18 protein-coding genes are annotated in these 25,442 nt (G+C 68.3%); 8 read left to right on the top strand and 10 right to left on the bottom strand.

The window, feature by feature from the left end; translation table 11 throughout:
- Nucleotides 1-143 precede the first annotated feature (143 nt).
- Nucleotides 144-935 (top strand): cyclase family protein, encoded by a 792-nt coding sequence (locus D187_RS07365; protein ID WP_002628538.1) that lies wholly within the window; start codon nucleotides 144-146, stop codon nucleotides 933-935.
- A 7-nt stretch (nucleotides 936-942) separates the two neighbouring features.
- Here the strand turns inward: D187_RS07365 and D187_RS07360 are convergent, their stop codons facing one another.
- Nucleotides 943-2,136 (bottom strand): glycosyltransferase, encoded by a 1,194-nt coding sequence (locus tag D187_RS07360; protein ID WP_002628537.1) that lies wholly within the window; start codon nucleotides 2,134-2,136, stop codon nucleotides 943-945.
- A 228-nt stretch (nucleotides 2,137-2,364) separates the two neighbouring features.
- Between D187_RS07360 and D187_RS07355 the strand changes: the two genes are divergently transcribed.
- Nucleotides 2,365-4,071, top strand: a complete 1,707-nt coding sequence (locus D187_RS07355) for a lamin tail domain-containing protein (protein ID WP_081713601.1) — start codon at nucleotides 2,365-2,367, stop codon at nucleotides 4,069-4,071.
- 310 nt (nucleotides 4,072-4,381) lie between these two features.
- Here D187_RS07355 and D187_RS52025 read toward each other — a convergent pair whose 3' ends face one another.
- A complete protein-coding gene (locus tag D187_RS52025) occupies nucleotides 4,382-5,323 on the bottom strand; it encodes a DUF4238 domain-containing protein (protein ID WP_076606104.1) in 942 nt (313 codons plus the stop codon).
- A 142-nt stretch (nucleotides 5,324-5,465) separates the two neighbouring features.
- Between D187_RS52025 and D187_RS07350 the strand changes: the two genes are divergently transcribed.
- Nucleotides 5,466-5,954 carry a DUSAM domain-containing protein gene (locus D187_RS07350; RefSeq protein ID WP_245591630.1) on the top strand — a complete coding sequence of 163 codons (489 nt, stop codon included), beginning with the start codon at nucleotides 5,466-5,468 and terminating at the stop codon, nucleotides 5,952-5,954.
- Between the two features lie 97 nt (nucleotides 5,955-6,051).
- Entirely contained in the window at nucleotides 6,052-6,942 is an 891-nt protein-coding gene (locus D187_RS07345) for a hypothetical protein (protein ID WP_155893210.1), read from the top strand.
- Nucleotides 6,943-6,946: 4 nt separating this feature from the next.
- Here D187_RS07345 and D187_RS07340 read toward each other — a convergent pair whose 3' ends face one another.
- A complete protein-coding gene (locus tag D187_RS07340; protein WP_002628532.1) occupies nucleotides 6,947-7,279 on the bottom strand; it encodes a hypothetical protein in 333 nt (110 codons plus the stop codon).
- Nucleotides 7,280-7,586: 307 nt separating this feature from the next.
- On the opposite strand from D187_RS07340, the gene D187_RS07335 reads away from it, so the two are divergent.
- Entirely contained in the window at nucleotides 7,587-10,268 is a 2,682-nt protein-coding gene (locus D187_RS07335; protein WP_043428617.1) for an AsmA family protein, read from the top strand.
- 12 nt (nucleotides 10,269-10,280) lie between these two features.
- Here D187_RS07335 and D187_RS07330 read toward each other — a convergent pair whose 3' ends face one another.
- On the bottom strand, nucleotides 10,281-11,285 hold the full coding sequence (locus tag D187_RS07330) for a glutathione S-transferase family protein (protein ID WP_002628530.1): 1,005 nt from the start codon (nucleotides 11,283-11,285) through the stop codon (nucleotides 10,281-10,283).
- A 98-nt stretch (nucleotides 11,286-11,383) separates the two neighbouring features.
- A complete protein-coding gene (locus D187_RS07325; RefSeq protein WP_002628529.1) occupies nucleotides 11,384-12,943 on the bottom strand; it encodes a methyl-accepting chemotaxis protein in 1,560 nt (519 codons plus the stop codon).
- A gap of 228 nt (nucleotides 12,944-13,171) precedes the next feature.
- Between D187_RS07325 and D187_RS07320 the strand changes: the two genes are divergently transcribed.
- Both D187_RS07320 and D187_RS07315 read left to right on the top strand, forming a co-directional pair.
- Complete coding sequence (locus D187_RS07320; protein WP_002628528.1) at nucleotides 13,172-13,909, top strand: GNAT family N-acetyltransferase; 738 nt, start codon at nucleotides 13,172-13,174, stop codon at nucleotides 13,907-13,909.
- A gap of 104 nt (nucleotides 13,910-14,013) precedes the next feature.
- On the top strand, nucleotides 14,014-18,045 hold the full coding sequence (locus tag D187_RS07315; protein ID WP_002628527.1) for an AAA family ATPase: 4,032 nt from the start codon (nucleotides 14,014-14,016) through the stop codon (nucleotides 18,043-18,045).
- A gap of 8 nt (nucleotides 18,046-18,053) precedes the next feature.
- Here D187_RS07315 and D187_RS07310 read toward each other — a convergent pair whose 3' ends face one another.
- Complete coding sequence (locus D187_RS07310) at nucleotides 18,054-20,426, bottom strand: hypothetical protein (protein WP_002628526.1); 2,373 nt, start codon at nucleotides 20,424-20,426, stop codon at nucleotides 18,054-18,056.
- 255 nt (nucleotides 20,427-20,681) lie between these two features.
- On the opposite strand from D187_RS07310, the gene D187_RS07305 reads away from it, so the two are divergent.
- Nucleotides 20,682-22,022: a sigma-54-dependent transcriptional regulator gene (locus tag D187_RS07305; RefSeq protein WP_043428853.1), complete on the top strand. Its 1,341-nt coding sequence runs from the start codon at nucleotides 20,682-20,684 to the stop codon at nucleotides 22,020-22,022.
- Here the strand turns inward: D187_RS07305 and D187_RS07300 are convergent.
- The 4 genes from D187_RS07300 to D187_RS54830 all read right to left on the bottom strand — a co-directional run bounded on the left by D187_RS07300 (nucleotide 22,019) and on the right by D187_RS54830 (nucleotide 25,287).
- Nucleotides 22,019-22,702, bottom strand: coding sequence for a DUF3575 domain-containing protein (locus D187_RS07300; protein WP_002628524.1), 684 nt, complete (start codon nucleotides 22,700-22,702; stop codon nucleotides 22,019-22,021). The genes D187_RS07305 and D187_RS07300 overlap by 4 nt on opposite strands.
- A gap of 234 nt (nucleotides 22,703-22,936) precedes the next feature.
- Nucleotides 22,937-24,307 (bottom strand): hypothetical protein, encoded by a 1,371-nt coding sequence (locus D187_RS07295; protein ID WP_002628523.1) that lies wholly within the window; start codon nucleotides 24,305-24,307, stop codon nucleotides 22,937-22,939.
- Between the two features lie 77 nt (nucleotides 24,308-24,384).
- Nucleotides 24,385-24,789, bottom strand: a complete 405-nt coding sequence (locus tag D187_RS07290; protein WP_043428616.1) for a serpin family protein — start codon at nucleotides 24,787-24,789, stop codon at nucleotides 24,385-24,387.
- Between the two features lie 12 nt (nucleotides 24,790-24,801).
- Nucleotides 24,802-25,287, bottom strand: a complete 486-nt coding sequence (locus D187_RS54830) for a hypothetical protein (RefSeq protein ID WP_076606103.1) — start codon at nucleotides 25,285-25,287, stop codon at nucleotides 24,802-24,804.
- Nucleotides 25,288-25,442 lie beyond the last annotated feature (155 nt).

Below are 25,442 nucleotides of genomic sequence, written 5' to 3'. Positions count from 1 at the left end.
GGAAGTCGGTTGTATCGATTCCACCCATCGGTGCCGCCGATGCCTCGTATCGCGAGAACCGCGTTCCCTCGCGCGCTCGAAGTGAGAGATCCTCCGGGCTGGACATGGCTCGGACGTGAGCCATTCGTGGGAAAGGCCAGGACATGAACACCCAGGGGCTGCGCTTCGTCGATCTCTCCGTCACGCTCGAGAACAATGAGTACACGGACCCGCCCACGCTCCTGCCGCACATCGAGTATTCGGATCATGCGGAGGGCGCGAAGGAGATGGCCACGATGTTCCCGGGCCTCAACCCCGACCAGCTGCCGGAGCGTGAGGGGTGGGCGGGCGAGCGGATGAAGCTCATCGCGCACAACGGCACGCACATGGACGCGCCCTGGCACTACGCCTCGACGACGGATGGCGGCAAGCCGGCCTACGGCATCGAGGCGCTGCCACTCGACTGGTGCTTCCGTCCGGGCGTGAAGCTGGACTTCCGCGACAAGCCCAACGGGCATGTGGTCACGGCCGCGGAGGTCGAGGCGGAGCTCGAGCGCATCGGCCACACGCTCCAGCCCCTGGACATCGTGCTCGTGAATACCGCCGCGGCGGTGCTCTACGGCAAGCCCGGCTACCTGGAGGCCGGGTGCGGCATGGGCCGCGAGGCGACGCTCTACCTGCTGGAGCGGGGCGTGCGCGTGGTGGGCACGGACGCCTGGAGCTGGGACGCGCCGTTCAAGTACACGCGGGAACGGTTCGCGAAGACGGGCGACGCGTCTCTCATCTGGGAAGGCCACAAGGCCGGCCGCGACATCGGCTACGGCCAGATGGAGAAGCTCACCAACCTCGACCAGTTGCCGCCCTTCGGCTACACGGTCTCCTGCTTCCCCTACAAGATCAAGAATGGCTCGGCGGGCTTCACGCGCGCCGTCGCCATCTTCAACGCACGGGCTTGAGCAGACTTCAGCTCCCAGCGGGCAAGGTCTTCTCCCGGGCCAGCCGCTCCAACAGGGCCACGCCGTGCTCCAACCCCGGCAGTGCCAAGGCCTCGGCCTGCAAGCGCCGCGCACGCTCGCGGTATGCGCCATCCGCGAGCATCTCCCGCACCTGCTGGCGGATGAGCTGCGGCGTGAGCGTGTCCGGCATCACCACCCGCGCGAGGCCAATCCGCGCGCACGCCTGGGCGTTGATCGGCTGATCCGCCGCGATCGGCATGATGAGGCCCGGCAGCCCCGCGTACAGCGCGCTCATCACGCTGTTGTAGCCCCCGTGCATGATGGCCAGGTCACACCGTGGCAGCAGGAGCGACTGGGGAATGTAGCGCTCCACGTGCACGTGCGCCGGCTGCGGCCCGAGCACCGCTGGATCCAAATCCCGCCCCACCGTGATGATGAGCTCCACCGGCTCCTCCTGAAGCCCCTTGGCGATGGTGCCCAGCAGGTGGATCAGCTTGTTGAACGCCGTGCCCAGCGTCGCGTACACCACCGGCCTCCCACTCAGAGAAGACACCCATCCGGGCAGCCCCTCGGAACCGGACTGGTCGAACACCTCCAGCTTCAGGTAGCGCGTCGTCGGCGGCAGCCGGGGCTCGAAGTAGGACGCGGGCATGAACGACAGGTGCAGGTGACGGAAGGGCTCGCGCAGCTCCGGATCCGGCTTCAGGCCGAACTCCGCGCGCACCGCCTCCAGCCGCGCCATGAAGAACGGCTGATCGGCCCCGCCAATCAAACCGCCTCCGACCTGGATGGAGGCATGCGGAATCCCCAGCTTCTCGCCCACCAGGGCCGCCGCGAGGTCCATGGACTCGCGGACGATCAGATCCGGCCGCCAACGCTCACACAGCGCCGTCAGGTCCGGCAGCTTCCGGCGCGTGAAGCCGTCGACGAACATGCGCGTCATCATCTCCAGCCGCGCGGAGGCATCCGCCCTCATCGCCGCCTCCTGCCGCTTCTGAACCTCCTGGGGATCCGTCCCCACCACCGTCTCGAAGCCGACGCCCGTCGCGAAGGAGCCAAACCCATTGGCCTCCACCACCGGCTGGAACGGCGCGGGCACGGCGAAGGCTACTTCGTGACCAGCTTTCTGGAGCGCCCGCGCCGTGGGCACCAGTGGATGGAAATGACCCGTACCGGAGAGGGACGAGAAGAGCACGCGCATGGAAGGGACACCTCGTGAAAGGAAGGCGCGCATCTAACCCCCTGACACTGACGGTGCACTTCCAGCCCATTGTGGCCGCACTCAGGCTCCGGGTACTTACAGCACGCTCGTTAATAAACCGTAACACAACAACTCTTTCTCAGGCGGCGATAATCTGAGAGCGGAGCCAGTCGTGCTCCGTCTCCCCTCACCGCTTCCGGACGCCGGAGCAGGGATTCCCTCGTGCGCATGACAAAAACCGCTTCCTGGTACACGCCCATCGACCGCCGTTGGCTCTCCAGTGCCATGGCCTTCACCCTGATGGCGTGCGGAGCCACACCCCAGGAAGAAGCAGAGGGGGAGTCCACGCACATCCAGGAGGCGGAGCTGGCCGGCACCACCCGGGTGCGGTTGATGGCCGCCAACATCTCCAGCGGCAACAACCAGAGCTACGACCCGGGCGAGGGCATCCGCATCTTCCAGGGAACGAAGCCCGACGTGGTGATGATCCAGGAGTTCAACTACGGCGACAACTCCACCACCGCCATCCGCTCCTTCGTCAACACCGCCTTCGGCTCGAGCTTCTATTACTACCGCGAGGCCGGCGCGCAGATCCCCAACGGCGTCATCAGCCGCTACCCCATCATCGCCTCGGGCGAGTGGGACGACAACCAGGTGGACAACCGCGACTACGCCTGGGCGCGCATCGACATCCCCGGCCCCAAGGATCTCTGGGTGGTGAGCGTGCACCTGCTCACCGCGAGCAGCACCGTGCGCAACACCGAGGCGGGCAACCTCGTCAACTTCATCAAGGCCAACATCCCCACGGGGGACTTCCTCGCCATCGGCGGCGACTTCAACTCCGACACCCGGAGCGAGCCGTGCTTCTCCACCTTCTCCTCCGTGGTCTCCACCGCGAGCCCCTACCCCGCGGACAAGAATGGCAACGTCAACACCAACGCCAGCCGCGCCAAGCCGTATGACCACGTGCTGGTGAACAGCGCCCTGCGCACCTACCAGACGTCCACCGTCATCGGCACGAGCTCCTTCAGCGCGGGCCTCGTGGTGGACACGCGCGTGTACTCGCCCCTGTCGGACATCTCCCCGGCGCAGAGCGCCGACAGCGGCTCCACCAACATGCAGCACATGGCCATCATCAAGGACTTCCTCGTCCCCTCGGACACCACCACCACGGGCGTCACCGTGCTCTCGCCCAACGGCGGCGAGAGCTGGACGACGGGCAACACGTACGCCATCACCTGGTCGGCCTCGGGCGTGACGAACGTGAAGCTGGAGTACACGCTCAACGGCTCCACCTGGACGACCCTCACCTCCAGCACCCCGGCCTCCGCGGGCAGCTACTCCTGGACGGTGCCCACCACCGCCACCACCACCGCCCGCGTGCGCGTGAGCGATGCCGCGAACTCCACCCTCACCGACTCGAGCGACGCGGCCTTCACCCTCACCTCGTCCGGCGGCGGGGGCGGCTCCGCCCAGGTCCGTATCAACGAGGTGCTCGCCAACGAGGCCGGCTCGGACGTGAACGGCGAGTTCATCGAGCTGGTCAACACCGGCACCGCCGCCGCGGACCTCTCCGGCTGGACGCTCTCGGACGCCACCGGCACGCGCCACACCTTCGCCAGCGGCACGAGCCTCGCCGCGGGCAAGGCCATCGTCGTGTTCGGCGCCGCCGCGGGCATCCCCTCGGGCGTCACCAACGCCGTGGGCGCCTCCACCGCCCAGCTCAACCTGAGCAACAGCGGCGACACCGTGACCCTCAAGAACTCGGCGGGCACGACCTCGGACACCGTCACCTACGGCTCCGCCCTCTCCGGCACGGATGGCGTGTCCTTCAACCGCAACCCGGACGTCACCGGCACCTCGTTCTCGCTGCACACGAGCGTGGCCAGCACCTCCTCGTCCCCGGGCAAGCGCGCCAACGGCACCGCCTTCTGAGCCGCGTCTCCCCCTTCCTCCATGGCAAGGGGGAGACAAAGTGCCTCTCCAGTCGTTTCGGGCACCTGACCCGGATTGATGCGTGGCGAAAACCATCCATCCGGGCTTCTGCTGGCGCGCGCAGCTCCATCCGCCACTACACGGGACGCGCACCCGAGGTGAACCGACCACCGAGGGCTTCTCCCTGCCAGTGGGCTCGGTGCGTGCCCTCGTAGCCGCTCAGGCGGGCTCGGGAGCGGGCGGCGAGTTCAGCAGGCAAACAGACAAAGGACGCGGCTCCCCTCTAGAAACAAAGCGAACCCAGACAGCATCAATCCTCACCACGTGCGTATGGATTAGACCGAGACTCAAGTCTCGACCGCTTGGGATCCCGGATCCAAGGCTGGTCAGCCGCGAACTCACGCGCAAACTCAAAGTCATTCACGGATGAGTAAACGAATCGGGTCGACATGCCAATCTGCCCAGAATTTTCATGGTTTACCATATCACTTGTAAACGGAACCGGAGACACATGAGTATCAAAACGGACCATCTTCGGGTAATGATTCCGGTCATAGCAGTATAGCACCCAATGAGGGGAGACTGGAAAGACAATATAGTCGGAGGGATCACGCTCCTTCTTGAGGAACGTATCAATCACCTGCATATCAACAACCCATCCACGATTGTCGCCAGACTTGAGAAGCACTGGATGATCGGAGGTGCAAAACAGTGTCGGCGAATCGTTGTATCCGAAAATCCAAATCCGCTCATGGATTTCGCGAGCAACTGGGTTTACAATCTCTGCATCCCACATGATATCGGCATGAATCTGCGTCTGCTCTTGCGCGGTCACTGGTAACGGTGGCGCATCCGTCCCACCCGCTGTTATGAATTCAAGAAATTGCAGCAGAAGTGTCCGTGCCTCCAGCGTTCGGAGCATCTGTATAGCAAGGAACAACGAGACGAGTTTCCGATCCTGTTCGGAGATAGGAATCTGAGTGCCGCGCTCTCGCTGCACGAGCCATGAGTCAATAATCGGCGCGACCGCAGATTCGACAGAGCCCAATTGACGCTCAAGCAGACAGGAGTCGTCTCCAATATCCTTTAGCCACTGAAGCTCGCAGAAGCTATTCACAAATGCTGCGTTCTTTGGCGTGCTTGGATAGATTCGCCAATCCGGCTTGTCGAGCACCCACAACTTGCCGTCTGCATTGGTGAACCTGTTCAGATAGAAACGGGGCACATAGTGGTGGGCTTTGGGGCGGCTCATCGACTTATCTTCTCCCAAGCTGACATTCCCTGGCAAGATCGGGCCCCATGCGGGTGATATTAGAGCTGAGAAACAACGCGGGAGCACTGCCGTGACACCTACATCCGGTGCAGGGATCAGAAGAAACCCGCTGGGTGGGTAGATGCGACAATTGTTTCCGGCGGTGCGAAGGGCAGCATCAATGGCCCTACCACATGTGCTGGCCACAACCGAGGTGATCATGGATGCGCCCCACGATTGGGACAGAGTGCTTGAGCTGTATGCCAGGCTTGAGCGGAACGAAGCGATCAGCGTAGATGCGGCTGTGTGCGACCTCTGCCGGCGAGTGGCGCGGGACGTGGCCATCAGCCATGACGACGCGGAACGCGCATTGCTCACCTCCTCCGGAGCGGAAACACTCATACGAGAGATGCGTCGCCGGATTTTCGAGGGAAGTCGGCGGCTATCCCGGGCGCTCGTTGATTCCGCCCGCCGCAAGAAAGCAGGGGATGTGGCCGGAGCGCGAGAGATGCTGGAGGCAGTGTTGGCTATTGAGGTCGTACCCCTCTATCGGGAACAGGCCGAAATCGCACTCGATTACGTGGATGACCCGGAGGATGAGGGCCCTGACATGAGCGGGGGCGGCTGTTGACGGGTGGGCACGCGTCCCGAACTCCGGGGCGGGTATCCACCCATGACAGGGAGGGCAATCGTACGGGGCCTGGGTTGCTTGCTTCCCTGGAGGTGCCATGCGTGCCCGCCCCGCTTCCCGTCTCACCCTCGTCCCCCGCCCCGAAACCCCCGCCGATGCCGCTCGGAGTGATTCCTCCCGGCAACACCTCGCCCCACCGCACCGCGCCACACGCCGCCCCTCCCTACCCGGTGAGGGACTCGGCGCCCTGCTGCGACAGGGCCTGGTGAGCGCGGGCATCGGCGCCCTGAAGAACTCCGGCGAGGCCCTGCGCTGCTTCGGGCTCGGACTGGGTGCCCTCGCCCGGGGCCACCTCCTCCTCGGCGGCGCGCGGTTGAGGCGGGGCATGGCGTGCCTCATGCGGCTCGCGCTCGATGCCCCGCTGAGCGTGGGCGGACGGCTGGTGAGCGGCGTGCAGACGAAGCTCGGCCTGGAGACGCCGGGCTGTCCCCTTGGCGCGCGGCAACTCCTGGAGCTGCGCAAGGTGTTCGGCGGCAGCATCGACTACGGGCGGGTGTGCATCAAGACCGGGCGCCTGGGCCTGCTCGCGCTCCCGCGTCGCCCCTTCGTCCTCGGCTACACCGTGTATGTGCCCTCGGGGGAGCCCCTCTCGTCCACGGGCACGGTGCAGTGGCCTCTCCACCTGCTGGTGCGCGAGCTCACCCGGGTCTGGCAATACCAGCATGGTGGCACGGACTACACCTGCCAGACGTTGGGCGGGCGCTGGTTCGCGAAGAAGGCCGACTGGCGCCAGGCCCTCCGGGAGGGCCGGAGCTGGACGGAGCTGGACCCCGGGCAGCAGCTCCGCTTCCTGCAGGACGCTTACACCCGCTCCTCGTACTTCCGAGTGCCCGGCCATCGCTTCATCGACGACGACTCGGGCGAGGACTACACCGCGCACCTCGAGGCCGCGCTCCACCACATCCGCGCGGGCCAGGGCGCTCCCTGAGCGTCTACTTCTGGGCCCGGGCGCGTCCCGGGCCCCCCGTTCTCGTCGAGGACACGACACCCGTCCGGGCCGGAAGGACACGGCGGGGCGCCTCCTCGTACAGTCCCAGCTCGATGCGCTGCTCGATGTCCTCGCGCATGCGCAGGGCCTCGGAGAGCGCCGCGTCGATCTGCTCGCGCACCTGCACCGAGTGCTCGTCCAGGGCCAGGGCGGGCGCCGGGATGTCCGTCGGCTCCCGTCGCCGGGCGATGCGCCCCGCGGGCGCCTGACGCCGACGCTTGACCGCCGGGCGCTGGGGCGCCGACTCTGCCTTTGCTTCCTTGCGCTTGTTGGCCATATCCGCCTCGACGGGCTGCACACATCCACCCGCCTTCAAGGTGAGGTGGATGGTTCCCGAGGGGAAGTCCCCTCGCTGTGGCTGTCCCGTCCACTGGACAGCCGGGCGGGCGGAGCTCCCAGCCGTGCCCTGCATGTTTCCGGGCCGGGTCCGTCCTGGGGTGTATGTCATCTTCCCCGTTCCCGGCCCCGTCCCCGTGCAGGTGACACGTGCGGGCGCGGCCCTCCTGGGCTAAGGCGTCCCCTGCTCGCCCGCTGGAGCTTCGAGCATCCCCCCGATTCCCGCTCGCGGGAGGAGGAACCGAGTGATGTCGCAACAACCGCTGAAGAAGAAGCGCTGGCCCTACATCCTGGGCGGCGTCGTCCTGTTGCTCGTGGTGGCCGGAGCCATCGCCCTGTGGAGGCTCGACGCCTTCCTGCTCGAGCGCGCCCGCGCCGAGGCCGCCACCTACGCGAAGCAGCTCGGCCGGCCCATCGAGATTGGCGACGTGTCCACCCGCCTGCTGCCCTCCGTGGGCGCCGAGGTGGAGAACGTCGTGGTGGGCGCCGCCGAGGGAGAGCCGGTGCCGCTCCTGGAGATGAAGCGCCTGGAGGTGGCCGTGGCGCTCTGGCCCGCGCTCACCTCGGGGGGCAAGGACATCCAGGTGAAGAACGCCGAGGTGTCCGGCCTCACCCTCAACTACGTGCAACTGCCGGACGGCACCACCAACGTCTCGCGCGTGCAGGACAAGCTCGCCGAGCAGCCTCCGGCCGAGGAGCCCGCCGACGAAGCGCCGACGGACCTGTCCGCCGTGCGGGTGGACCGGGCCGCGATCACCGACGCCACCCTGCGCCTCGTCGACCGGACGGGCGCGCAGCCGCGCGAGCTGGCCATCAACGACCTCGACGTGGAGGTGAAGGACCTGCGCGCGGGCAAGCCCCTGGAGGTGGTGCTCCACGCCGCGGTGCTCACCGACAAGCAGAACTTCCACGTCACCCTGAACGCGGCGCCGCTGCCCCCCTCGCTCATCCCCGTGCCCGAGCGGCTGGTCATCCAGTCCGAGCCCATCGATCTCACGCCGTTGGGACCCTTCCTCGGCCCCGAGGTGGGGCTCCAGGCGGGCTCGCTGCGCGCGGACTGGAAGGCGGAGCTGGGCGCGGCGGTGCCCGGAGGCAACGGCCCCACGTCGCTCCAAGGTGGGCTCCAGGCCCGGGGCCTGCGCTTCGCGGGCGCCGAGGGCGGCAAGGCGCTCGACGTGGTGGTGGACACCGACGTGTCGGGCGACATGAAGGCGGGAGACTTGTCGCTCAAGAAGCTGCTGCTGGAGCTCGGCCCGGCGCGCCTCACCGGCAAGGGCGAGGTGAAGGGCCTGCTCTCGGAGGCGCCGTCCATGAAGGACTTCGAGCTGGTGGGAGAGAACCTCGATCCCGAGCTGCTCGCCGAGTACTACCCGCCGCTGCGCAAGTCCCTGGCCAACCAGGTGGCGGGCCCCGTGGGCCTGGTGGTGAAGGCGGAGGGGACGCAGCAGGAGCAGGCGCTCAACGTGGACGTGGACCTGACGCCGGTGCGGCTGCGCATCCCCGAGCAGCTCTCCAAGGAGAAGGGCGGCCCCATGCGGCTGACGGCCCGGGTGACGGGCGCCGCGGCCAGCGGGGGCGCGCTGCGCTTCGAGGCGAAGACGGACCTCGGGGGCGTGGACATGCGTCCGGGCGGCCTGCTCAACAAGCGTCCGGGGCAGACCTTCACCGTGGACACCGCGGGCACCTACCAGCCCGAGAGTGGCAAGTCGCCCCTCAAGGTGGACCTGGGCCGGCTCAACGTGGCGCTGCTCGACACCACCCTGACGGGCAAGGCGTCGGTGGCGATGGCGGGCGAGGGCGCGAAGCAGACGACGACGTTCTCCCTGTCCATGAAGAGCCCGCGCATCAACGCGGACGAGCTGATGGTGGAGGACGAGCCGGAGAGCGAGGGCAAGGCGCCCACCGAGGAGCCCCCGTCGGATCCCCAGCGCTTCAAGGGCATGAGCGGCGACGTGCACCTGGAGATCGGCGCGCTGCGGATGAGCGACATGGACTTCTCCAACATGCTCGTGGACGTGAAGATGAAGGATGACCTCATCACCGTGGAGCGCTTCACCACGGGGGTGTACGGCGGCACGGTGTCGGCGAGTGGCAGCTCGGTGCGGATGGGGCCTCCGGCGGCAGAGCGGCCCTTCGAGCTGAAGGCGGAGGTGAAGGGCATGGACATGGCGGAGGCGCTCGCCTCGCGCGTGCCCAAGAAGGTGCTGGGCGGCAAGTTCGACGGCCAGATGAACCTGCAGGGCGTGGGCTACGAGACCGAGAGCCTCAAGGAGCGGCTCGCGGGCGCCATCGAGGGCAACCTCGCGGGCGGCGTGTTCTTCGGCGCGGACCTGCCCGCGGTGGTGTCCGGACCGCTCGTCAAGGCGCTGCCCTTCGCGGGCAAGGCGCTGAGCAGCGAGGGCGTGACGCAGCTCGCCGAGCAACTGCCCTTCGGCGTGAAGATCCAGAACGGCGTGGCGCAGCTGTCCAAGCCCATCACCTGGACGCGGCCCGAGGCGGCGATGAGCTTCGATGGCGGCATCCGGCTGGATGGCACGCTGGACCTGGCGGGCTCGGTGAACCTCCAGCCGTCACTGGTGCAGAAGCTGACGCTCGGCAAGGTGACGCCTCCCGAGGCCCTGCCGGTGGCGATGAAGCTCACGGGCAAGGCGTGGAGCCCCGAGGTGACGGGGCTGGACGTGATGCCGGCCGTCACGACCCTGGCGAAGCTGGCGGCGGCGGGCGCGGCCACCAGTCTGCTCGGAGACAAGGGCAAGCAGGTGGGCCAGATCATCACCGGCGGCACGGACGCGGCGAAGGAGGCCGCGCGCGCCGAGGCGGAGAAGCGCAAGCAGGAGCTGGAGGAGAAGGCCCGCCAGGAAGCGGAGGCCGCGCGCAAGAAGGCCGAGGAGAAAGCGAAGGACAAGCTCAAGGGCATCTTCAAGCGCTGAGCCGCTCGGGCCTCAGGAGCGGCCGGAAGCGGGGACCGGAAGGGGTGCCAGCCGTCGAGGCCCCCACCGGTCCCGGTCATGGGGAGCACGCAGGTCCACCCGGGGCCCCAGCGGAACGATCCGCGTGGGGTTCACCGCGTCCTGGCTCCAGTAGTAGTGCACCTTGATGTGCTCCAGGTCCGTCGTCTCCGCGAAGCCCCGCGTCTGGTACAGATCGAGCAGGTAGTTCCAGAGGTTCGGGAAGTCCTGGAGACGTGACAGGTTGCACTTGAAGTGCGCGTAGTAGACGAGGTCGAAGCGCACGAGCGTCGTGTACAGACACACGTCCGCCTCGGTGAGCACGTCTCCGCAGAGGTAGCGCTGCCGGGACAACACCTGCTCCCAGCCCTCCAGCGCGGTGAACAGCTCGCGGCAGGCCTTCTCATAGGCATCCTGGCTCTTGGCGAAGCCCGCCCGGTACACACCGTTGTTCACCGGCTCGTAGAGCGCGGTGATCGTCTCGTCCACCCGCTCGCGCAGGGCCTCGGGCCAGAGCGTCACGGGTTCGCGGGCGAGCGCATGGAACTCGGTGTCGAGCATCCGCAGCACCTCGCGCGACTCGTTGTTGACGATCGTCCGCTCGCGCGTGTCCCAGAGCACCGGCACCGTCACGCGGCCCGTGTAGTGGGGATCCGCGCGCTGGTAGATTTCCCGCAGGTAGCGCGCCCCATGGAGCCGGTCCTGGTCCGAGCCGGGATAGCCCTCGAAGCTCCAGCCGTCCTCGCCCATGCGCGGGTCCACCACCGTGACGCCCACCGCCTCCTCCAGCCCCTTCACGGCGCGGATGATGAGCGTGCGCGAGGCCCAGGGACAGGCCGTGGACACATAGAGGTGATAGCGGCCCGGCTCCACCGGGAAGCGCCCCTGCCCGTTCGCGGACACCTGGTCCCGGAAGCGCGTCTTCGGACGCACGAACCGCCCGGCGTCATCCGGGGCGTACCAGTCCTTCTTCCACTCGCCGTCCACCAGCAGTCCCACGCGCACACCTCCAAGGGGGGTGACCCTTCACGGGCCCATCCCGAGGATAGCCGGACGATCCGGGGGCGAGGCCCTCCGCGTGAGCTCTGAAGGCCCGCTCAGTCGTGGAAGCGGGCCGCCACCTGCTTGAGCTTGTCCAGGGACTGGTTCACCTGGCCCACCGCCTCCTTCGCGTCCCGCGTCGACTCGGACACCGCGCTCATCCGGTCCGTCAACGTGGCGATCACCTGGTGGAGCTGCTCGATGCCCACGTTCTGCTGCTTCACCGACGCGACGATCTGCCGGGCCGCCTTGCCGCTCTCGTTCACCACCGTGGTGATTTCCTTCAACCGCTCCGCCGACGTCATCACCTGGGAGATGCCCGCGTCCACCTGCTGGCTGTCCTGCTCCGCGATCGACACCGCGTTGCGGATGGCCTGGTTGATCTCCAGCAGGATCTTCCCGATGCGCTGGGTGCTCTGCAGCGACTGGCCACTGAGCGCCCGCATCTCGCGCGCCACCACCGCGAAGCCCCGCCCCTCCTCGCCCGCGCGCGCCGCCTCGATGGAGGCGTTGAGCGCCAGCACGTTCGACTGGTCCGCCAGGTCGCGCACGCTGCCGATGATCTCCCCCGCGCGCGCCGCCTGCTCCGACAGGTTCGCCACGCTGCGCATCATCTCCTCCACGCGCGTGCTCAGCTGCTGCAACCCCCGCGCGCTGGTCTCGATGGAGCCCCGCCCCAGGGCGCTGAACTGATCCGCCTGCCCCGCCACCTTCAACACCACCTCGGCCCGCCCCGCCGCCTGGCTCGCCGTCTGGGCGATCTGCCGCGTCATCCCCTCCACCTCGGCCAGGGAGTTGGACAGATGGCCCAGGAACGTCACCTGCCGCTGGCTCGCCTCGGTGAGCCGCCCGGCCGCCCACGTCAGCTCGTCCACGGTGCCCCGCAGCGTCACCGGCACCGTGCGCAGCCGCGTCACCAGCGCCTCGATGCCCCGCGCCAGCTCGCCGAGCTCGTCCCGCGAGTTCACGTCGATGCGCTGGGACAGGTCCCCCTCGGTCGCGATGCGCGTGGTCACCGCCGTCAGGCGCGTGAGCGGCCCCACTACCCCGCGCGCCAGCCAGACCGACAGCCCTCCGAGCACCAGCACGCACAGCAGCCCCAGACTGAGCACCCAGCCCTGGCGCCAGCGGTGCAACAGGGCCACCTCCTCCAGCGAGCGCTCCAGCCCCGCCTGGGCCCAATCCCCCGCGCCGCGCAGCACCTGGAGCAGCGCCGCGTGGCGCTCCAGCACCAGGTCCATCTCCCCGGGCCCGGCGCGCTGGGACACCTCCCAGAACGCCTCGAAGGCCTCGCGCATCATCCGCAACCGCCCCGGCTCCATCACCGGATTGTCCTGCACGCGCGCCAGCTCCCGCTCGAACTCCGCCGCCAGTTGCAGCATCGCCGCCCGGCGCGCCGCGTCTCCCGCGGGGGACTGGTCGCGCAGGTGCCAGCGCAACAGGGACGCCAGCGAGTCGAACTGCCGCATCGAGGCGATCGCGGGCGAGTAGCCGTGGATGATGCGCGCGTTCAGCCGGTACACGTCCCGCCCCACCAACAAAACGATCGCCAGGATGAGCAGGAGAAAGAGCGTGGCCACCATGGGCAGGACGGAAGCCTTCTGCTTGAACGTCATCCGTTCCCCCTCGTGCTCGACATGGAGTGCGGACGGACGCTCCGAACCGAGGGCGTACGACGCCTGGGCATGAGACCCCTTTCTTGGCGGGCCAGGGTGGCCGCGTCCCGAAGGATACCGGATGCCCACGCCTGGAAAAGCCCCCTCCCCGGACGGCCGTACGCCCTTGCCTGCCCTCTCATGCGGTTGTTCGCGCATCGCCACGCCGAGTCGGCTAGGACGTGGAGCATGGCCGAGACGAAATCGCCCGCTCCCTCCCACAAGGGGCCCCTGGAAGTCCGCGTGCGCCGCATCCACCGCCGTGACCTCAACCGGGCCTGGGAGTTCCTCAAGCTCGTCTTCCGGGACGTCAACCGGGAGACGGTGGAATACCAGCGGCCCCGCTCCAAGCGCCGCTTCCTCGAGGTGTACTCCTCCGAGTGGATCGAACAGCTCGTCTACGAGGTGGGCGGGGAGATCGTCGGTTACTCCGAGTGCGCCTTCGAGGCCTCGGGGGACGACAACTGGGTCAACCCGCGCTGGTTCGAGAAGCGGGGCATGCGGCCCCTCTTCGTCGAGGAGCTCGCCGTGCACCCGGACTACCAGGGCCGGGGCGTGGGCAGCTTCATCCTCGAGCAGCTCCAGCACCTGGCGCGCACCCGGGGTTGCACCCACCTGGTGCTGGAAGTCGCGGAGAACAACGAGTCCGCGCTCACCTGGTACCGCACGCGCAACTTCACCAAGCTGGATGCCGCCATCTTCCTCGCCCAGAAGGTGCCCGGCGAGCCGGATCTGCTGCCCCCGCGCCGCATCAAGCCCCGTCCCACCAAGCCCGTCGAGGGCACCCCCAACGCCGGCCCCATGCCCCAGGAGGGCGGCGCCCCCACCCTCACCTCCGGCCGCAAGGCACGCATGGTGCGCGCGGTTTCCGGGGGAAGCCGGAAAAAAGCGGCCTCCAAGGGAGCACCCAAGCCAGCGGACGACTAGCCGGCACGTCAGGGCCCACCCCATGAGCCGGGTTCCCTGCCCGAATGGCGGTGTCATCGGGTAGCCTCCAAGCCCCCCGTGCCACACTGGTCGTGAAAATCCCCATGACGATGTCGCCCGAGCTGGCCGCCCATCTCCCCGAGTGGCTGCGACGGAGAATGTCCGCTCGACCGCCCGCTCCGCTGACCCCCGAGGCGAAGCCCCTGCCCTGTGCCTTGTTGTTCGCCGACATCTCCGGCTTCACGCCCTTGATGGAGCGGCTGAGCCAGCGCGGCCTGCAAGGGGTGGAGGAGCTGTCGAGGACCATGAACGGGTACTTCGACCAGCTCCTCCGCGAGCTCGCGGCGCATGGAGGAGAGGTGGCGCGCTTCGCGGGAGACGCGGCCCTCGTGCTCTGGCCCGCGGACGACACCTCGCGAGAAGCCCTGGCGGAGGCCACCCGGCGGGCGGCGCGGTGTGGGCTGCACTTGCAGACACTCCTGCACGCCTATCCGGTGAGCGAGGGCCTGACGCTCTCGCTCCGGATGGGGTTGGGCACCGGGCAGATGCACGCCCTCCTCGTGGGGGGCGAGGACCGGTGGGAGTACCTCGTCCTGGGCGCGCCGATGCGGCAGGCCGCCGCGGCGCAGCAGGTCGCCATTCCGGGAGAGCTCGTGGCCTCCCGCACCGCCTGGGAGCACCTGGAGGGGTCCTTCGACGGCGTGGTGCGCTCGTCCGGCAACGTCCGGCTCCTGTCGTGCCGCGCCGCCCCGCCCCCGCGCGCGGCGATTCCCCCCGAGCTCGCCCCCGGAGCGGAGGCGGCCCTGCTGCCCTTCGTCTCGCGCACGCTGCACGCCTTGTTCGAGGTCCCCGACTCCGCCTGGCGCGCGGAGCTGCGGCGTGTCTCCGTGCTCTTCCTCGAGTTGCACGGTCTGGCCGAGCCCTCGTCGCCGGCGCTCCTGGCCCAATTGCAGGCGGTCACGCTCGAGCTCCAGAAGGCCGTGTATGCCTTTGGGGGAAGCATCAATCAATTGCTCGCGGATGACAAAGGCACCGTCCTGCTCGCCGCGTGGGGACTGCCGACGAGCTCCCATGAGGACAACGCGGTGCGGGCCGTCCGGGCCGCCCTGCAAGCCCAGACAGCGCTCGAGCGACTGGGGCTCTCCGCGTCCGTGGGCATCACCACCGGCCACGTCTTCTGTGGAGACCGGGGCGGAGTGTCCCGGCGCGAGTACGCCCTGGCCGGGCGGGTCGTCAACCTGGCGGCCCGGCTGATGCAGGCGGCGCACGGAGGGCTGCTGTGTGACGAGACGACCGCCCGCGAGGCCGGCCCGCGCATCGGGTTCGAGCCCCTCGAGTCCCTGACGCTCAAGGGCGTGGACAAACCGGTGCCGGTGCTACGCCCGGTGAGGGAGCAGCGCCGTCCCGAGCAGCCCGCGGCCATCACCGGCCGCGACACGGAGCGCGCCGTGCTCGACGAGGCCTTGCGACAACTGCCGCTGGGACGCGGAGGACCCGTGGTGCTCGAGGGCGAGGCGGGCATCGGCAAGTCCAGCCTCGTGCGCTACTTCCAGGGCCAGGCCCAGGACCACCACGTGTTCCAGGCGGCCACCGACGCGGTGGAGAGCACCACGCTCTACTACGCCTGGCGCGGCGTCTTCGCCGACCTGCTCGGGTGCGCCCATGCCCCCTCGGCCTCGGCCCGGCGCTCGCTGCTGCTCGAGCGGTTCGCCGGAGATGAACGGCTGCTCTCGCTCGCCCCGTTGCTCAATCCCGTGCTGCGGCTGGATCTCCCCGACACGGAGCTGACCGCTCAGCTCAAGGACGAGGCGCGGGCGGACACCACCCAGGGACTGCTGCTCGAGCTGCTCGAGCGGGAGCTCCACCGCCGCCCGTGCGTGTTCATCCTCGAGGACGTGCATTGGCTCGACTCGGCGTCCTGGGAGTTGACGCGCCGGCTGCTGCGCGAGCACCCCCAGCACCTGCTCCTGCTGACCACCCGCCCGGACCCCGACGACGCCTCCCCCCTCAAGTCCATCCTCCGCATGCCCTCGGCCCGTCACCTGCGGTTGCAGCCGATGCCGGCCCGGGACATCTCCCTGCTCATCTGCTCGCGGCTCGGGGCCACCCGGCTCTCCGCGCCGCTGGAGTCCTTCATCCACGAGCGCGCCGAGGGACACCCGTTCTTCACCGAGGAGCTGGTCTATGTGCTCCGGGACCAGGGCCTGCTGGTCATCGAGGCGGGCGAGTGCCGCTTCTCCGAGTGGGCCATCACCTCGGGTCCCCTCTCGATTCCCTCCACGCTGGAGGGACTCATCACCAGCCGTATCGATCGGCTCAGCCCCACCGAACAGCTCACCATCAAGGCGGCCAGTGTCATCGGCCGGGCGTTCCATCCCGAGACGCTGCGCGACATCCATCCCATCGAGGACGCCCGGGCCTCGCTGGACGCCCAACTCGAGCACCTCGGCCACCTGGACCTGATGGTGCGCCCCCCGGCCCCCCGGGAGGACACGTCGTACCTGTTCAAGCACGTCATCACCCAGCAGGTGGTCTACAACCTGCTGCTGTTCGAGCAGCGGCGCCAGCTCCACGAGGCCGTCGCACGCTGGTACGAGCGGACGTACGCCGACGACCTGTCCGCCTACTACGCGCTGCTCGCCCACCACTGGCTCAACGCGGGCGCCGGGTCCAAGGCCATCGACATGCTGGAGAAGGCGGGGGAACAGGCCTTCCAGACGAACGCCTGCCAGGAAGCGCTGGGGTTCTTCTCCAAGGCGCTCGAGCTGGACGCGCAGAGCGACCTCCCGGTGGAGCCGTTGCGCCGGGCCCGCTGGGAGCGGCAACTCGGTACGGTCCAATCCCGCCTCGGCCACCTGTACGAGGCCCAGGATGCCCTCTGGCGTTCGCTCACCCGGCTGGGCTTCTCCTCGACCACCCCGCGCAACTTCCGGGTGGACGTGCTGCGGGAGGTCCTCCGGCAACTGCTCCACCTGCTGCTGCCTCCCCGCCTGCGCCTGGGCCGCGCACGGGACGAGCCCCGCCTGCTGGAAGCGGCCCTCACCTGCCTCGAGCTGTCGACGCTGTCCTACTGGAGCGGCGAGGAGCAGCGGCTCGCCTATTTCATGCTGCGCTCCATCAACCTGGCCGAGCGCGCTCCCCCCTCGGGGATCCTGGCCCGGGCCTATGCCAGCCTGGTGCTGGCGCTCGGCCATCTCGGGATGCACCGGCTCGCCCGCCACTACCAGAAGTCCGCCGCCGAGCTGAGCGCGCGCCTGACGAATGTCCAGGAGCGCGCCCACGTCCAGCGCGCCATCGCCGCCTACCTGCTCTCCACGGGCCAGTTCGCGCGGGCCGAGGTCGCCCTCGAGCTCTGTCTGTCCGACTTCCGCCAGCTCGGAGACATGAGGCTCGCGGAGGAGGAGATGTTCGAGATCTTCAACCTGAGCTTCCTCCAGGGGCGGCTGGACCCCGCCCTGGCGCTGGCCCACGAGCTGCTGGCGCTGGCACGCCGCCGGGAAGATCGCCAGACGGAGAACTGGGCGCGCGTGGCCCTGAGCCGGATGCTCCTCAAGTTCGGCCGGGAGCGGGAGGTGCTCGAGCTGCTCAAGGGTCATGAGACGCCCCAGGACATCCTCGGTGGCATTCCCCTGCTCGCCGTGCTGGCCCTGGCGAGGCTGCGCGTGGGCCGCCTGGCCGAGGCGCGCGCGGCGGCCGAGCAAGGCGTGGCGCTGCTCTCCCAGCGCTCCAGCAACGCCATCAACGCCGAGGCCTACACCAACATCGTGACCGTGCTGACGACGCTCTGGACCCAGGCGCGGGAGGACGCACCCGAGCGCGCGCACTTCGAGCGGCTGACGAAGCGGGTGTGTGACCGGGTGAGCAAGGTCGGCCACGTCTTCCAGCTGGCCGCCCCCGCCGCCTGGCTGTGCCAGGGCAAGTACCAGCTCGCCCGTTCGCGGCGGCGCGCGGCGCGCAAGGCCTTCGAGAAGGCCCTGCGGATCGCCCGGAAGCTGGGAATGCCTTTCGAGCAGATGGAGGCCCACGATGCGTTGTACCTGCTCGGGGAGGCCGACCGGACGTGGCACCTGGAGCAGGCCCGGAGACTCCAACCCGCCCCCCCCGCGGAGACCATGCGCAAGGGGTGGGTGGCGTAGGCCCGCCCTCAGCTCGCGCGGGAGCGCAGCTTCTCGTGGACGAACATTCCCAGGAACGCTCCCCCTCCGAGCGCCAGGGCGACGGAGAAGAGCACGAGCGTCTCCCACAACGGCTCGCCCCGCCGCAGTCCGTCCAACAGCAGGGCGGTCTCGAACGCGAAGAAGACGAGGTTGACGCTCACCGCGAAGCGCAGCAGCGACTGGTAGCGGCTCGCGGTGCGCGAGGAGAACCACAGCAGGCCATACCCGGCGACGAAGGCATTGAACGTCACGATGGGCACCTCGAAGAGGTGGAAGGCGAGCACGCACCCGAGGGAGCTGCCTCCCACCTCGCACGTCGTCCAGGGCGTGCCGAGGAGGAAGGGGACGTGGGCCACGGCGACGCCGTAGAGCACGATCGCCAGGGTCAGCCAGCCATAGAAGCGCACCCACCCCGCCACGTCCCAGCCCCGGGCGGTCCGGGAGGGTGGCTCCAGGGGCGTGGACGGCCATCGATAGCGGACCTCGTCCTGCCTGGCGACGGAGGGCGCGGGGATGCGCATGATGAGCGGCGTCCCGACGTCCCCGCGCGGCTGGGGCATGGGCAGATGTGACAGGTCGAAGCGCTGGCGCCAGTAGCGGGTGAGGAAGATGTTGTTCGGATCCAACTTCCGCCGACGCTCGAGGAAGTCATCCCACCGGGCGTACTGGCCGCGGAAGAAGGCGGCCCAGTCCGCCAGCTCCTCCTGGCTGCCCACGGGCTGGCCCTTGCCCCAGTGCAGACGGAAGGGGATGCCGTTGTCCCGGAACAGCTTCCAGAACCGGGGATAGAAGACCTCGGCCGGATCGCCCGCGTTCCTCTGGAACCAGTAGAAGTCGATGCGCAGCACGCCGTCGCGCCACACGTCCTTCCCATCGCTGTAGGACATGCTCATCCACGCCGGATTGGGAGGAGCGCCGTAGAGCTCGATGGCGTACGTGCCCGTGCGCCGCAAGGCCTCCTGGGCCGAGGCCGGCTCGTCGAAGTAGTCCTTCAACAGCTTCATGGCCCGCTGGGTGTACGAGAGGGGAATCCACAGCTCCGTGAACGTGGTGGGCAGCAGCGAGCCGATGACCTGGTTGTCCATGGGCAGGCCCCGCCAGCTCCAATCGCGGAAGCACTGGGGCTCGCCCTTGTCCTGACCCTTCTTGCTCGAGTCCAGCGGCATGAACGTGTCGAGCGCCATCCCCATGAGGTTCGGCAATTCCTTGCGCAAGAGCGGGGCCGCGAGCGCGAGCACCTCGATGGCCGCGTCCAGGGCCCCCTCCAACGCCAGGGTGAGGGCCTCGACCAGGGGCTGGCCTACCCGGCCCAGGCACGCGAGGCGTTGGATGAGCTCCTCGTCCACCTGCTCGAAGATGGGCTCCAGCTTGGGACGGGCCGCCCGGAGGTCATCCAGATTGCCCAGCAGGGTGAAGAACAAGCAGACGAAGACCTGGGACAGCTCGGGGTCCCCGCTGAACTCCTGATAACGCACGGGCCGGAAACCCGGCTCCGGCTCGATGCGCTGGGCCTGCCAGACGGCGAGCCGCTCCCCCTTGCGCTGCGGGAACCACTCCAGGCGCGCGTACTCCGTTTGCTCCAGGAACCGCGCCAGCGAGGGACGCTCGGCGCTCCCCTCCCCGAACAAGTCCACCGACGCGTCCGCCACGCGGGTGATGGCCTCCTGGCCGGTGATGTTGAACGTCGGCACGCAGCGCAGGACCACCTTGGAGATGATCCCCAAGAGGCCCATGGACGTGACGGTGGCCTGGAAGTCCTCGGGCGTCCGGTCCCGGTCCACCTCGTACACCTCGCCCCGTCCGTCGATCATCCGCAGGCTCTGGATGTCGTCATAGACGGACCAGCTCAACGAGCCGCCACTGGAGCCCGTGGAGAAGAAGCCGCTCACGGTCTGGTGGGTGATGCCGCCCAGGTCCGACAGCGTCCAGCCCAGCCGCCAGAGATTGAAGAGCAGGCTGTTCTCCTCGGTGGACGTGCCGCTGGGGTCCTCCGGGTCCACTCCCAGGTTCACGCCCGCCTCCACCTCCACGAGCCGCTGCCCGACATTCACCACCCGCATGCTCCGGTAGTTGTTGAGCAGGACATGGATGGCGCCGGAGCCAGACGCGCTCGTCGGGTCGGCCGCGCCGTCCCGGGTGACGAGCGGATCCGCGTAGATGGCGGCGGCGACCGAGTGCGCCGAGCCCCGGACCCGCAATGGCTTGCCCTCGGCGTACGCCTTCTTCACCAGGGCGATCAACGCCTCCTCGCTGGCGGGCCGGTAGAAGCCGTCCGCATCCCTCTCGATGGTGAAGATCTCGCGGCTGACTCGAGTGGTCTTCTTCGCTCCGGACTCTTCCCACTGGCTGATGGCTGCCATGTCTCTCCCCCTCGCTGTGAATGCCCCCCCCGAAAAGGAAGACTAGGGGAAGGCATTAGCCCACGCTGTGATCCGGCTCACTCACTCGCCGTGAACCGTTTCACACATCCGCTGGCCCGAAATGCCTTTGTGAGTCATTGAACATTCGTCTGGCGTCATCGCCGGGAAGCCGTCCTCGCCCCGAGACCCCGGCGCGGGCATAGGATGGGCCGCATGGAGACCGGACCTGTCACGCCCGTGGTGGAGCCCCGCCCGATGCGGGTGCTGGTGGTGGATGACGAGCGCAACATCCGCACCACCCTGCGCGTCTGCCTGGAGGGGCTCGGGTGCGAGGTGCGCGAGGCCGCCACCGCCGACGCCGCGCTCGCCGCGCTCGCCCAGGCGCCCGCGGACCTGGCCTTCGTGGACCTGCGCCTGGGCACCGCGAGTGGCCTGGACTTGCTGCCGCGCCTGCTCGCCGAGTCCCCCACCCTGGACATCGTCCTCATCACCGCCTACGCCACCTTCGACACCGCCGTGGAGGCGGTGCGGCGCGGGGCGCGTGACTACCTGCCCAAGCCCTTCACCCCGGCGCAGATCCGTCACCTGGTGGACAAGACGCGCGCCCACCGCGAGCGGGGCTTCCAACTGGACGCCCTGGCCGAGCAGCTCGCGCAGTCCGTGCCCGAGGCTACCCTGGAGACGGCCTCGCCCCTCATGCACGCCGCGCTCGCGCTCGTCACCCGGGCGGCGGCCTCGGACGCGGCGGTGCTCCTGCGCGGCGAGAGTGGCACCGGCAAGGGCGTGCTCGCGCGCACCCTGCACTCGCTGAGCGCGCGGCGCCGCCGCCCCTTCGTCACCGTCAACTGCCCCACCCTGTCCGAGCAGCTGCTCGCCAGCGAGTTGTTCGGCCACGTGCGCGGCGCCTTCACCGGCGCGGTGAGGGATCAGCCGGGCCGGGTGGAGCAGGCCGAGGGCGGCACGCTCTTCCTCGACGAAGTGGCGGAGATGAGCCCCGCGCTCCAGGCCCAATTGCTGCGCTTCCTCCAGGAGAAGCAGTTCGAGCGCCTGGGCGAGGGGCGCACGCGCCGGGCGGACGTGCGCGTGGTGGCGGCGACCAACCGCGACCTCGAGAAGGACGTGGCCGAGGGGCGCTTCCGCGAGGATCTGCTCTACCGGCTCAATGTCATCGAGGTGAAGCTGCCCGGCCTGCGCGAGCGGCCCGAGGACATCCTGCCGCTGGCCCGGCGCTTCGTGACGTTCTTCGCGCGCGCGGCCCAGCGCGCCGTGCCCGAGCTGTCCCCGGCGACGGAGGCGATGCTGCGCGCCTACGCATGGCCGGGCAACGTGCGCGAGCTGCGCAACGCCGTGGAGCGCGCGCTCATCGTCTGGCCCGCCGGGGTGCTCGAGCCCCAGGCCTTCCCCGAGCGCATCGCGGCGGCCACGGGCTCACACGTCACATTGGGCGGGCCCCACACGCTGGAGGAAGTCGAGCGCGAGCACATCCTCCGGGTGTTGGCGAGCGTGCCCACGCTGGACGAGGCCGCGCGGGTGCTCGGCATCGACGCGTCCACGCTGTGGCGCAAGCGCAAGCGGTACGAGGCCCCACCGGACTAGAACGCCCAGCCCAGACCGACCGACAGGCGCGGCTCCACGCTCCAGCCCTTCAGGACAGGCAAGGAGTCGATGTCGACCTCGGGATTGTCAGTGGTCATCGTCGCGCGATCGTTGAGCGCCGCGAGCCCCAGTCCCACCTGCACGGTCAGGCCCGGAGAGAAGATGGCGGTGTAGCCCACCCGGACGCTGCCTCCGTAGGAGAGTGAGTTCGTGGTGGTTCGCACGGTTTGTTGCGAGCCATTCGACGGGTTCGAGACGCCATAGGCGTTGTACTGGGACAGCGCCACCTCCACATGCGGCCCCACCCAGAATCCCTCGGGAGCGCGGCCCGTGAGATAGAAGTGCACGCCTGGATCGGCGCGCACGTTCCAGTTCAAGGAGGGAGCGACCGCATAGCCCCCTCCCAGGAAAAGGGTCTCGGAGGAGCGCAGGCCGCCGGTCACCGACGCCGCGAGGGCCACATGGGAGCCCACAGCGTGCTCCACGCTCACCCCCTGACCCGACGTCTGCATCTGGAGCAGGTTCACCCCCGCCCCCAATGACTGAGCCATGAGCACGGTGCTCCGCGAGGGCGCTTCGGCCTCGGCCTCGGCCTCGTCCTGGGCGCGTCCCGTCCCCGGCAGCAGTCCCATTCCCACGCTCGCAGCCACGACACTCCACCGCATCCACGTCCGCATCATCCGTCTGTTTCCTTCCAAGTTCCGGCCCTGTGCCGCACGGAAGGGATTGCAGCGCGCGTGCCACGCATCCTCTCCGAGGAAGACGAAGCGGGATGACACTCCCGGTGTGACAGATTGATCCGCTCCGTCCGGGAGGAAGTGGGACAATCTGTCTTCAGCCCTGAATGACCGCGTCTTCTTCCTCGCGAGCCGCGGTGACCTGAGCTACGGGTTGTGGGTCGTGTACCCGCGGCGTCAGCGGCCATGCCCGGATGAATCCCTCATCACGGGCGCCAGCCGCACGTACACCATGCCGCCCAGGGGCGTACGGCCCCCGTAGAGGGCGGCGAGGTTCTCGGGGACGAGGTTCAGCGCGCCGCGCACGCCCACGCCCGCCTTCACGGGGCCCCAGGGATTGAATTGGTAGAGGTAGCCGAGCGCCAGGACGCCCACGTCGAAGGTGTCGTGCTCCAGGATGCCGGACAACGCCAGGTCATGCCCCGTCTTGCGCACGTACTCCACCCGGCCGAAGACGGCGTGGTGGCCGTCCAGGTCCACGTTGCTCTCCAGGAGCGCGGAGTTCGTGGGGGGCTCGTCGCCCTCCACGTTCCGTCCGAAGACGGCCGTGGTGGCCCAGAAGCCGTGCGCGCCCACCGGCGCGTGGTACATGGCCGACGCGGTGAAGCGGTGCACCGGCACGCCCGGATGGAGCGCCTCGGGGCTCGGCAGGTAGCCGTAGGACACCTGGGTGCTCACGCGCGACGTGGGGTTGACGGACAGGCGCGCGGAGAAGGAGTCGGGCAGCCGCAGGTCCAGGTCGTAGCGGAACTCGTCGGGCTCGCGGCCGTTGAACGCGGAGACCTCCAATCTGGCCAGGGGGGTGACGAGGCCCGCCGTGACCACGCCAAAGGAGATGTGGGTCGAGTCCTGCCAGTGGTGGCCCAGGACGGCGAGCGGATCGAAGCGGGCGGAGGCGCGGTGCGGGAAGGCCACGGGCCCCAGCGCCGGCTCGCCCGCGGGGGCCACGTAGAGCATCAGGCCCCAGGTGTCCGAGAAGTAGTGGGTGTAGGACGCGGCCAGTTCCATGAAGAGGTCATGCGGGTGCTGACGGTCATGCAGCGGCTCACCCCGGTAGGACTCGCCGGACTGGAGCAGGAGCGGGTAGCCGCCGTGGGCCCCGGCGGTGAGGGGATCGGGGCTGAGCATCACGCCGAGGACGAGCTGCCCCGAGGGCAGCTCCCGGTTGGCCATGAGCATCAACCAGCCGAGCGCCTCCGGAGCGCTCGCGCCCCGAGGTCCGCCCTGCACGTCGTAGCCGCCGAAGAGCAGGCCCTGGAACATGAGACCCCACCCCGCCACCTGCGCGTGAATCATGGACGGAGGGAAGCGGTCCGGCTGCCACGACGTGCCCGAGCCCCGGCGCATCAGGGGAATGTCCCGGAGGGAGCGGACCTCGGAGTCGTCGGAGCCCATGCCCATGTTCCTCATGGAGGACTCGTGGGCGTGCGCGTCATGCGCCGGGGTGTCGGGCGGAGACATGTCACCGTGCTCGTGCCCGGACATCGGCTCTTGGGCTCGGGCGAACGCGGACAGGAGCAGACAGAGGGCGAGAAGCGGAGCGCGCATGTCCCGGCACTGTTCCGGAAATGCACCTCACAGCTCAAGGGATGACCTCGGGCGCCTGCGCGCTCCTGGACAGAAGCCTACTTTTTCCCCGGGTCGTTGGGTCTCTTCTTCGCCAGCTCGTCGGGCAGTGGGGTTTGAAGGAATCTAAAACCTTGCCCACCTCGCTGGGGGATGACTTGGAATCCCTGGCCAGCGATTCTGACGAGTTCGCCATCCCGGGGCGTGGCACTGGCGAGCCACGCATCCGCTTCTTCTCTCGTTGCGAACGTCTGGGAAACAGTCACGTACTCGGCAGCGGGGGTGTAGAACTTGCGAAAGAACTCGCGGTAATCTTCCAGCTTCTGGTTTTCACGGACGTAAAACAGCGCCACGGCAGCGACGCGGATTGCCTCGTCTTCTGGCGAGCCCTCTGGGTATTTCTCGTTGATGGTGCGCAGTGCGTTCAATATGGAGTCAACGTCAAAGTTTGAATTATATTTCATCGGCATATTCAATCAGGAGGCAGCAGCGGCGACAGGAACCAGGACCAACCAACCCAAAGGGTTTACCGCCAGGGCGAAGGTGACCCCGGCAACAACGACAATCGCGCCAACAGTCATCTCTCCCTTGTGACCATCTATCCACTCAATCGCGCGATCCATGCTGGAGAAATTCAACTTCTTTTCTTTCTCTCCCAGTGCTTGTTCCTGCGCCTTGTCACATTCCGCGAACTGCTCTCGACAGTTCTTTATACACCTTTCGTGATACCAACCGCTCTGCTCTTCGCTGTGTGGCCACGGATAGCGGTTATCCCAGCAGTGTTGCATGCACTCCACGTGCTCTTGTTGGCAATCATGGCCACCAGAGCCGCCGGTCGCGAGCGCGGCGCCCAACCCATCCGCGTTCTTGGAAACGACATAGATTCTGGATTCCGGCCGCTGCACGTGAGCACAGCCAACGCACGCCATGGTTACAACCGTTATCAAGGCAACCAGCTTCATCCGTTATCCTCCTGATTCCGTCCCTACGGTCTCGCGTGGCTGCTCCAGTTCGGCGGTTTGAGCTTGTGCTGTGTGGAAAGAGGTTTGAGTGTTTCCCGCGTGATTTCGGGTTGGCCGATTTGGCCCGCAGACTCAGCTTCACACTGAGTATAACG

It is taken from the genome of Cystobacter fuscus DSM 2262 (assembly GCF_000335475.2).
GTDB classification, from domain to species: domain Bacteria; phylum Myxococcota; class Myxococcia; order Myxococcales; family Myxococcaceae; genus Cystobacter; species Cystobacter fuscus.
The sequence above is the reverse complement of the archived record's forward strand: the minus strand, read 5'-3'. Positions and strand labels throughout refer to the sequence as shown.

Bases quoted from the DNA above. Each gene is read 5' to 3' on its own strand.
- D187_RS07365 (WP_002628538.1), top strand. From the start codon at position 144: ATGAACACCCAGGGGCTGCGCTTCGTCGATCTCTCCGTCACGCTCGAG.
- D187_RS07360 (WP_002628537.1), bottom strand. From the start codon at position 2,136: ATGCGCGTGCTCTTCTCGTCCCTCTCCGGTACGGGTCATTTCCATCCA.
- D187_RS07355 (WP_081713601.1), top strand. From the start codon at position 2,365: ATGACAAAAACCGCTTCCTGGTACACGCCCATCGACCGCCGTTGGCTC.
- D187_RS52025 (WP_076606104.1), bottom strand. From the start codon at position 5,323: ATGAGCCGCCCCAAAGCCCACCACTATGTGCCCCGTTTCTATCTGAAC.
- D187_RS07350 (WP_245591630.1), top strand. From the start codon at position 5,466: ATGCGACAATTGTTTCCGGCGGTGCGAAGGGCAGCATCAATGGCCCTA.
- D187_RS07345 (WP_155893210.1), top strand. From the start codon at position 6,052: ATGCGTGCCCGCCCCGCTTCCCGTCTCACCCTCGTCCCCCGCCCCGAA.
- D187_RS07340 (WP_002628532.1), bottom strand. From the start codon at position 7,279: ATGGCCAACAAGCGCAAGGAAGCAAAGGCAGAGTCGGCGCCCCAGCGC.
- D187_RS07335 (WP_043428617.1), top strand. From the start codon at position 7,587: ATGTCGCAACAACCGCTGAAGAAGAAGCGCTGGCCCTACATCCTGGGC.
- D187_RS07325 (WP_002628529.1), bottom strand. From the start codon at position 12,943: ATGACGTTCAAGCAGAAGGCTTCCGTCCTGCCCATGGTGGCCACGCTC.
- D187_RS07320 (WP_002628528.1), top strand. From the start codon at position 13,172: ATGGCCGAGACGAAATCGCCCGCTCCCTCCCACAAGGGGCCCCTGGAA.
- D187_RS07315 (WP_002628527.1), top strand. From the start codon at position 14,014: ATGACGATGTCGCCCGAGCTGGCCGCCCATCTCCCCGAGTGGCTGCGA.
- D187_RS07310 (WP_002628526.1), bottom strand. From the start codon at position 20,426: ATGGCAGCCATCAGCCAGTGGGAAGAGTCCGGAGCGAAGAAGACCACT.
- D187_RS07305 (WP_043428853.1), top strand. From the start codon at position 20,682: ATGCGGGTGCTGGTGGTGGATGACGAGCGCAACATCCGCACCACCCTG.
- D187_RS07300 (WP_002628524.1), bottom strand. From the start codon at position 22,702: ATGATGCGGACGTGGATGCGGTGGAGTGTCGTGGCTGCGAGCGTGGGA.
- D187_RS07295 (WP_002628523.1), bottom strand. From the start codon at position 24,307: ATGCGCGCTCCGCTTCTCGCCCTCTGTCTGCTCCTGTCCGCGTTCGCC.
- D187_RS07290 (WP_043428616.1), bottom strand. From the start codon at position 24,789: ATGAAATATAATTCAAACTTTGACGTTGACTCCATATTGAACGCACTG.
- D187_RS54830 (WP_076606103.1), bottom strand. From the start codon at position 25,287: ATGAAGCTGGTTGCCTTGATAACGGTTGTAACCATGGCGTGCGTTGGC.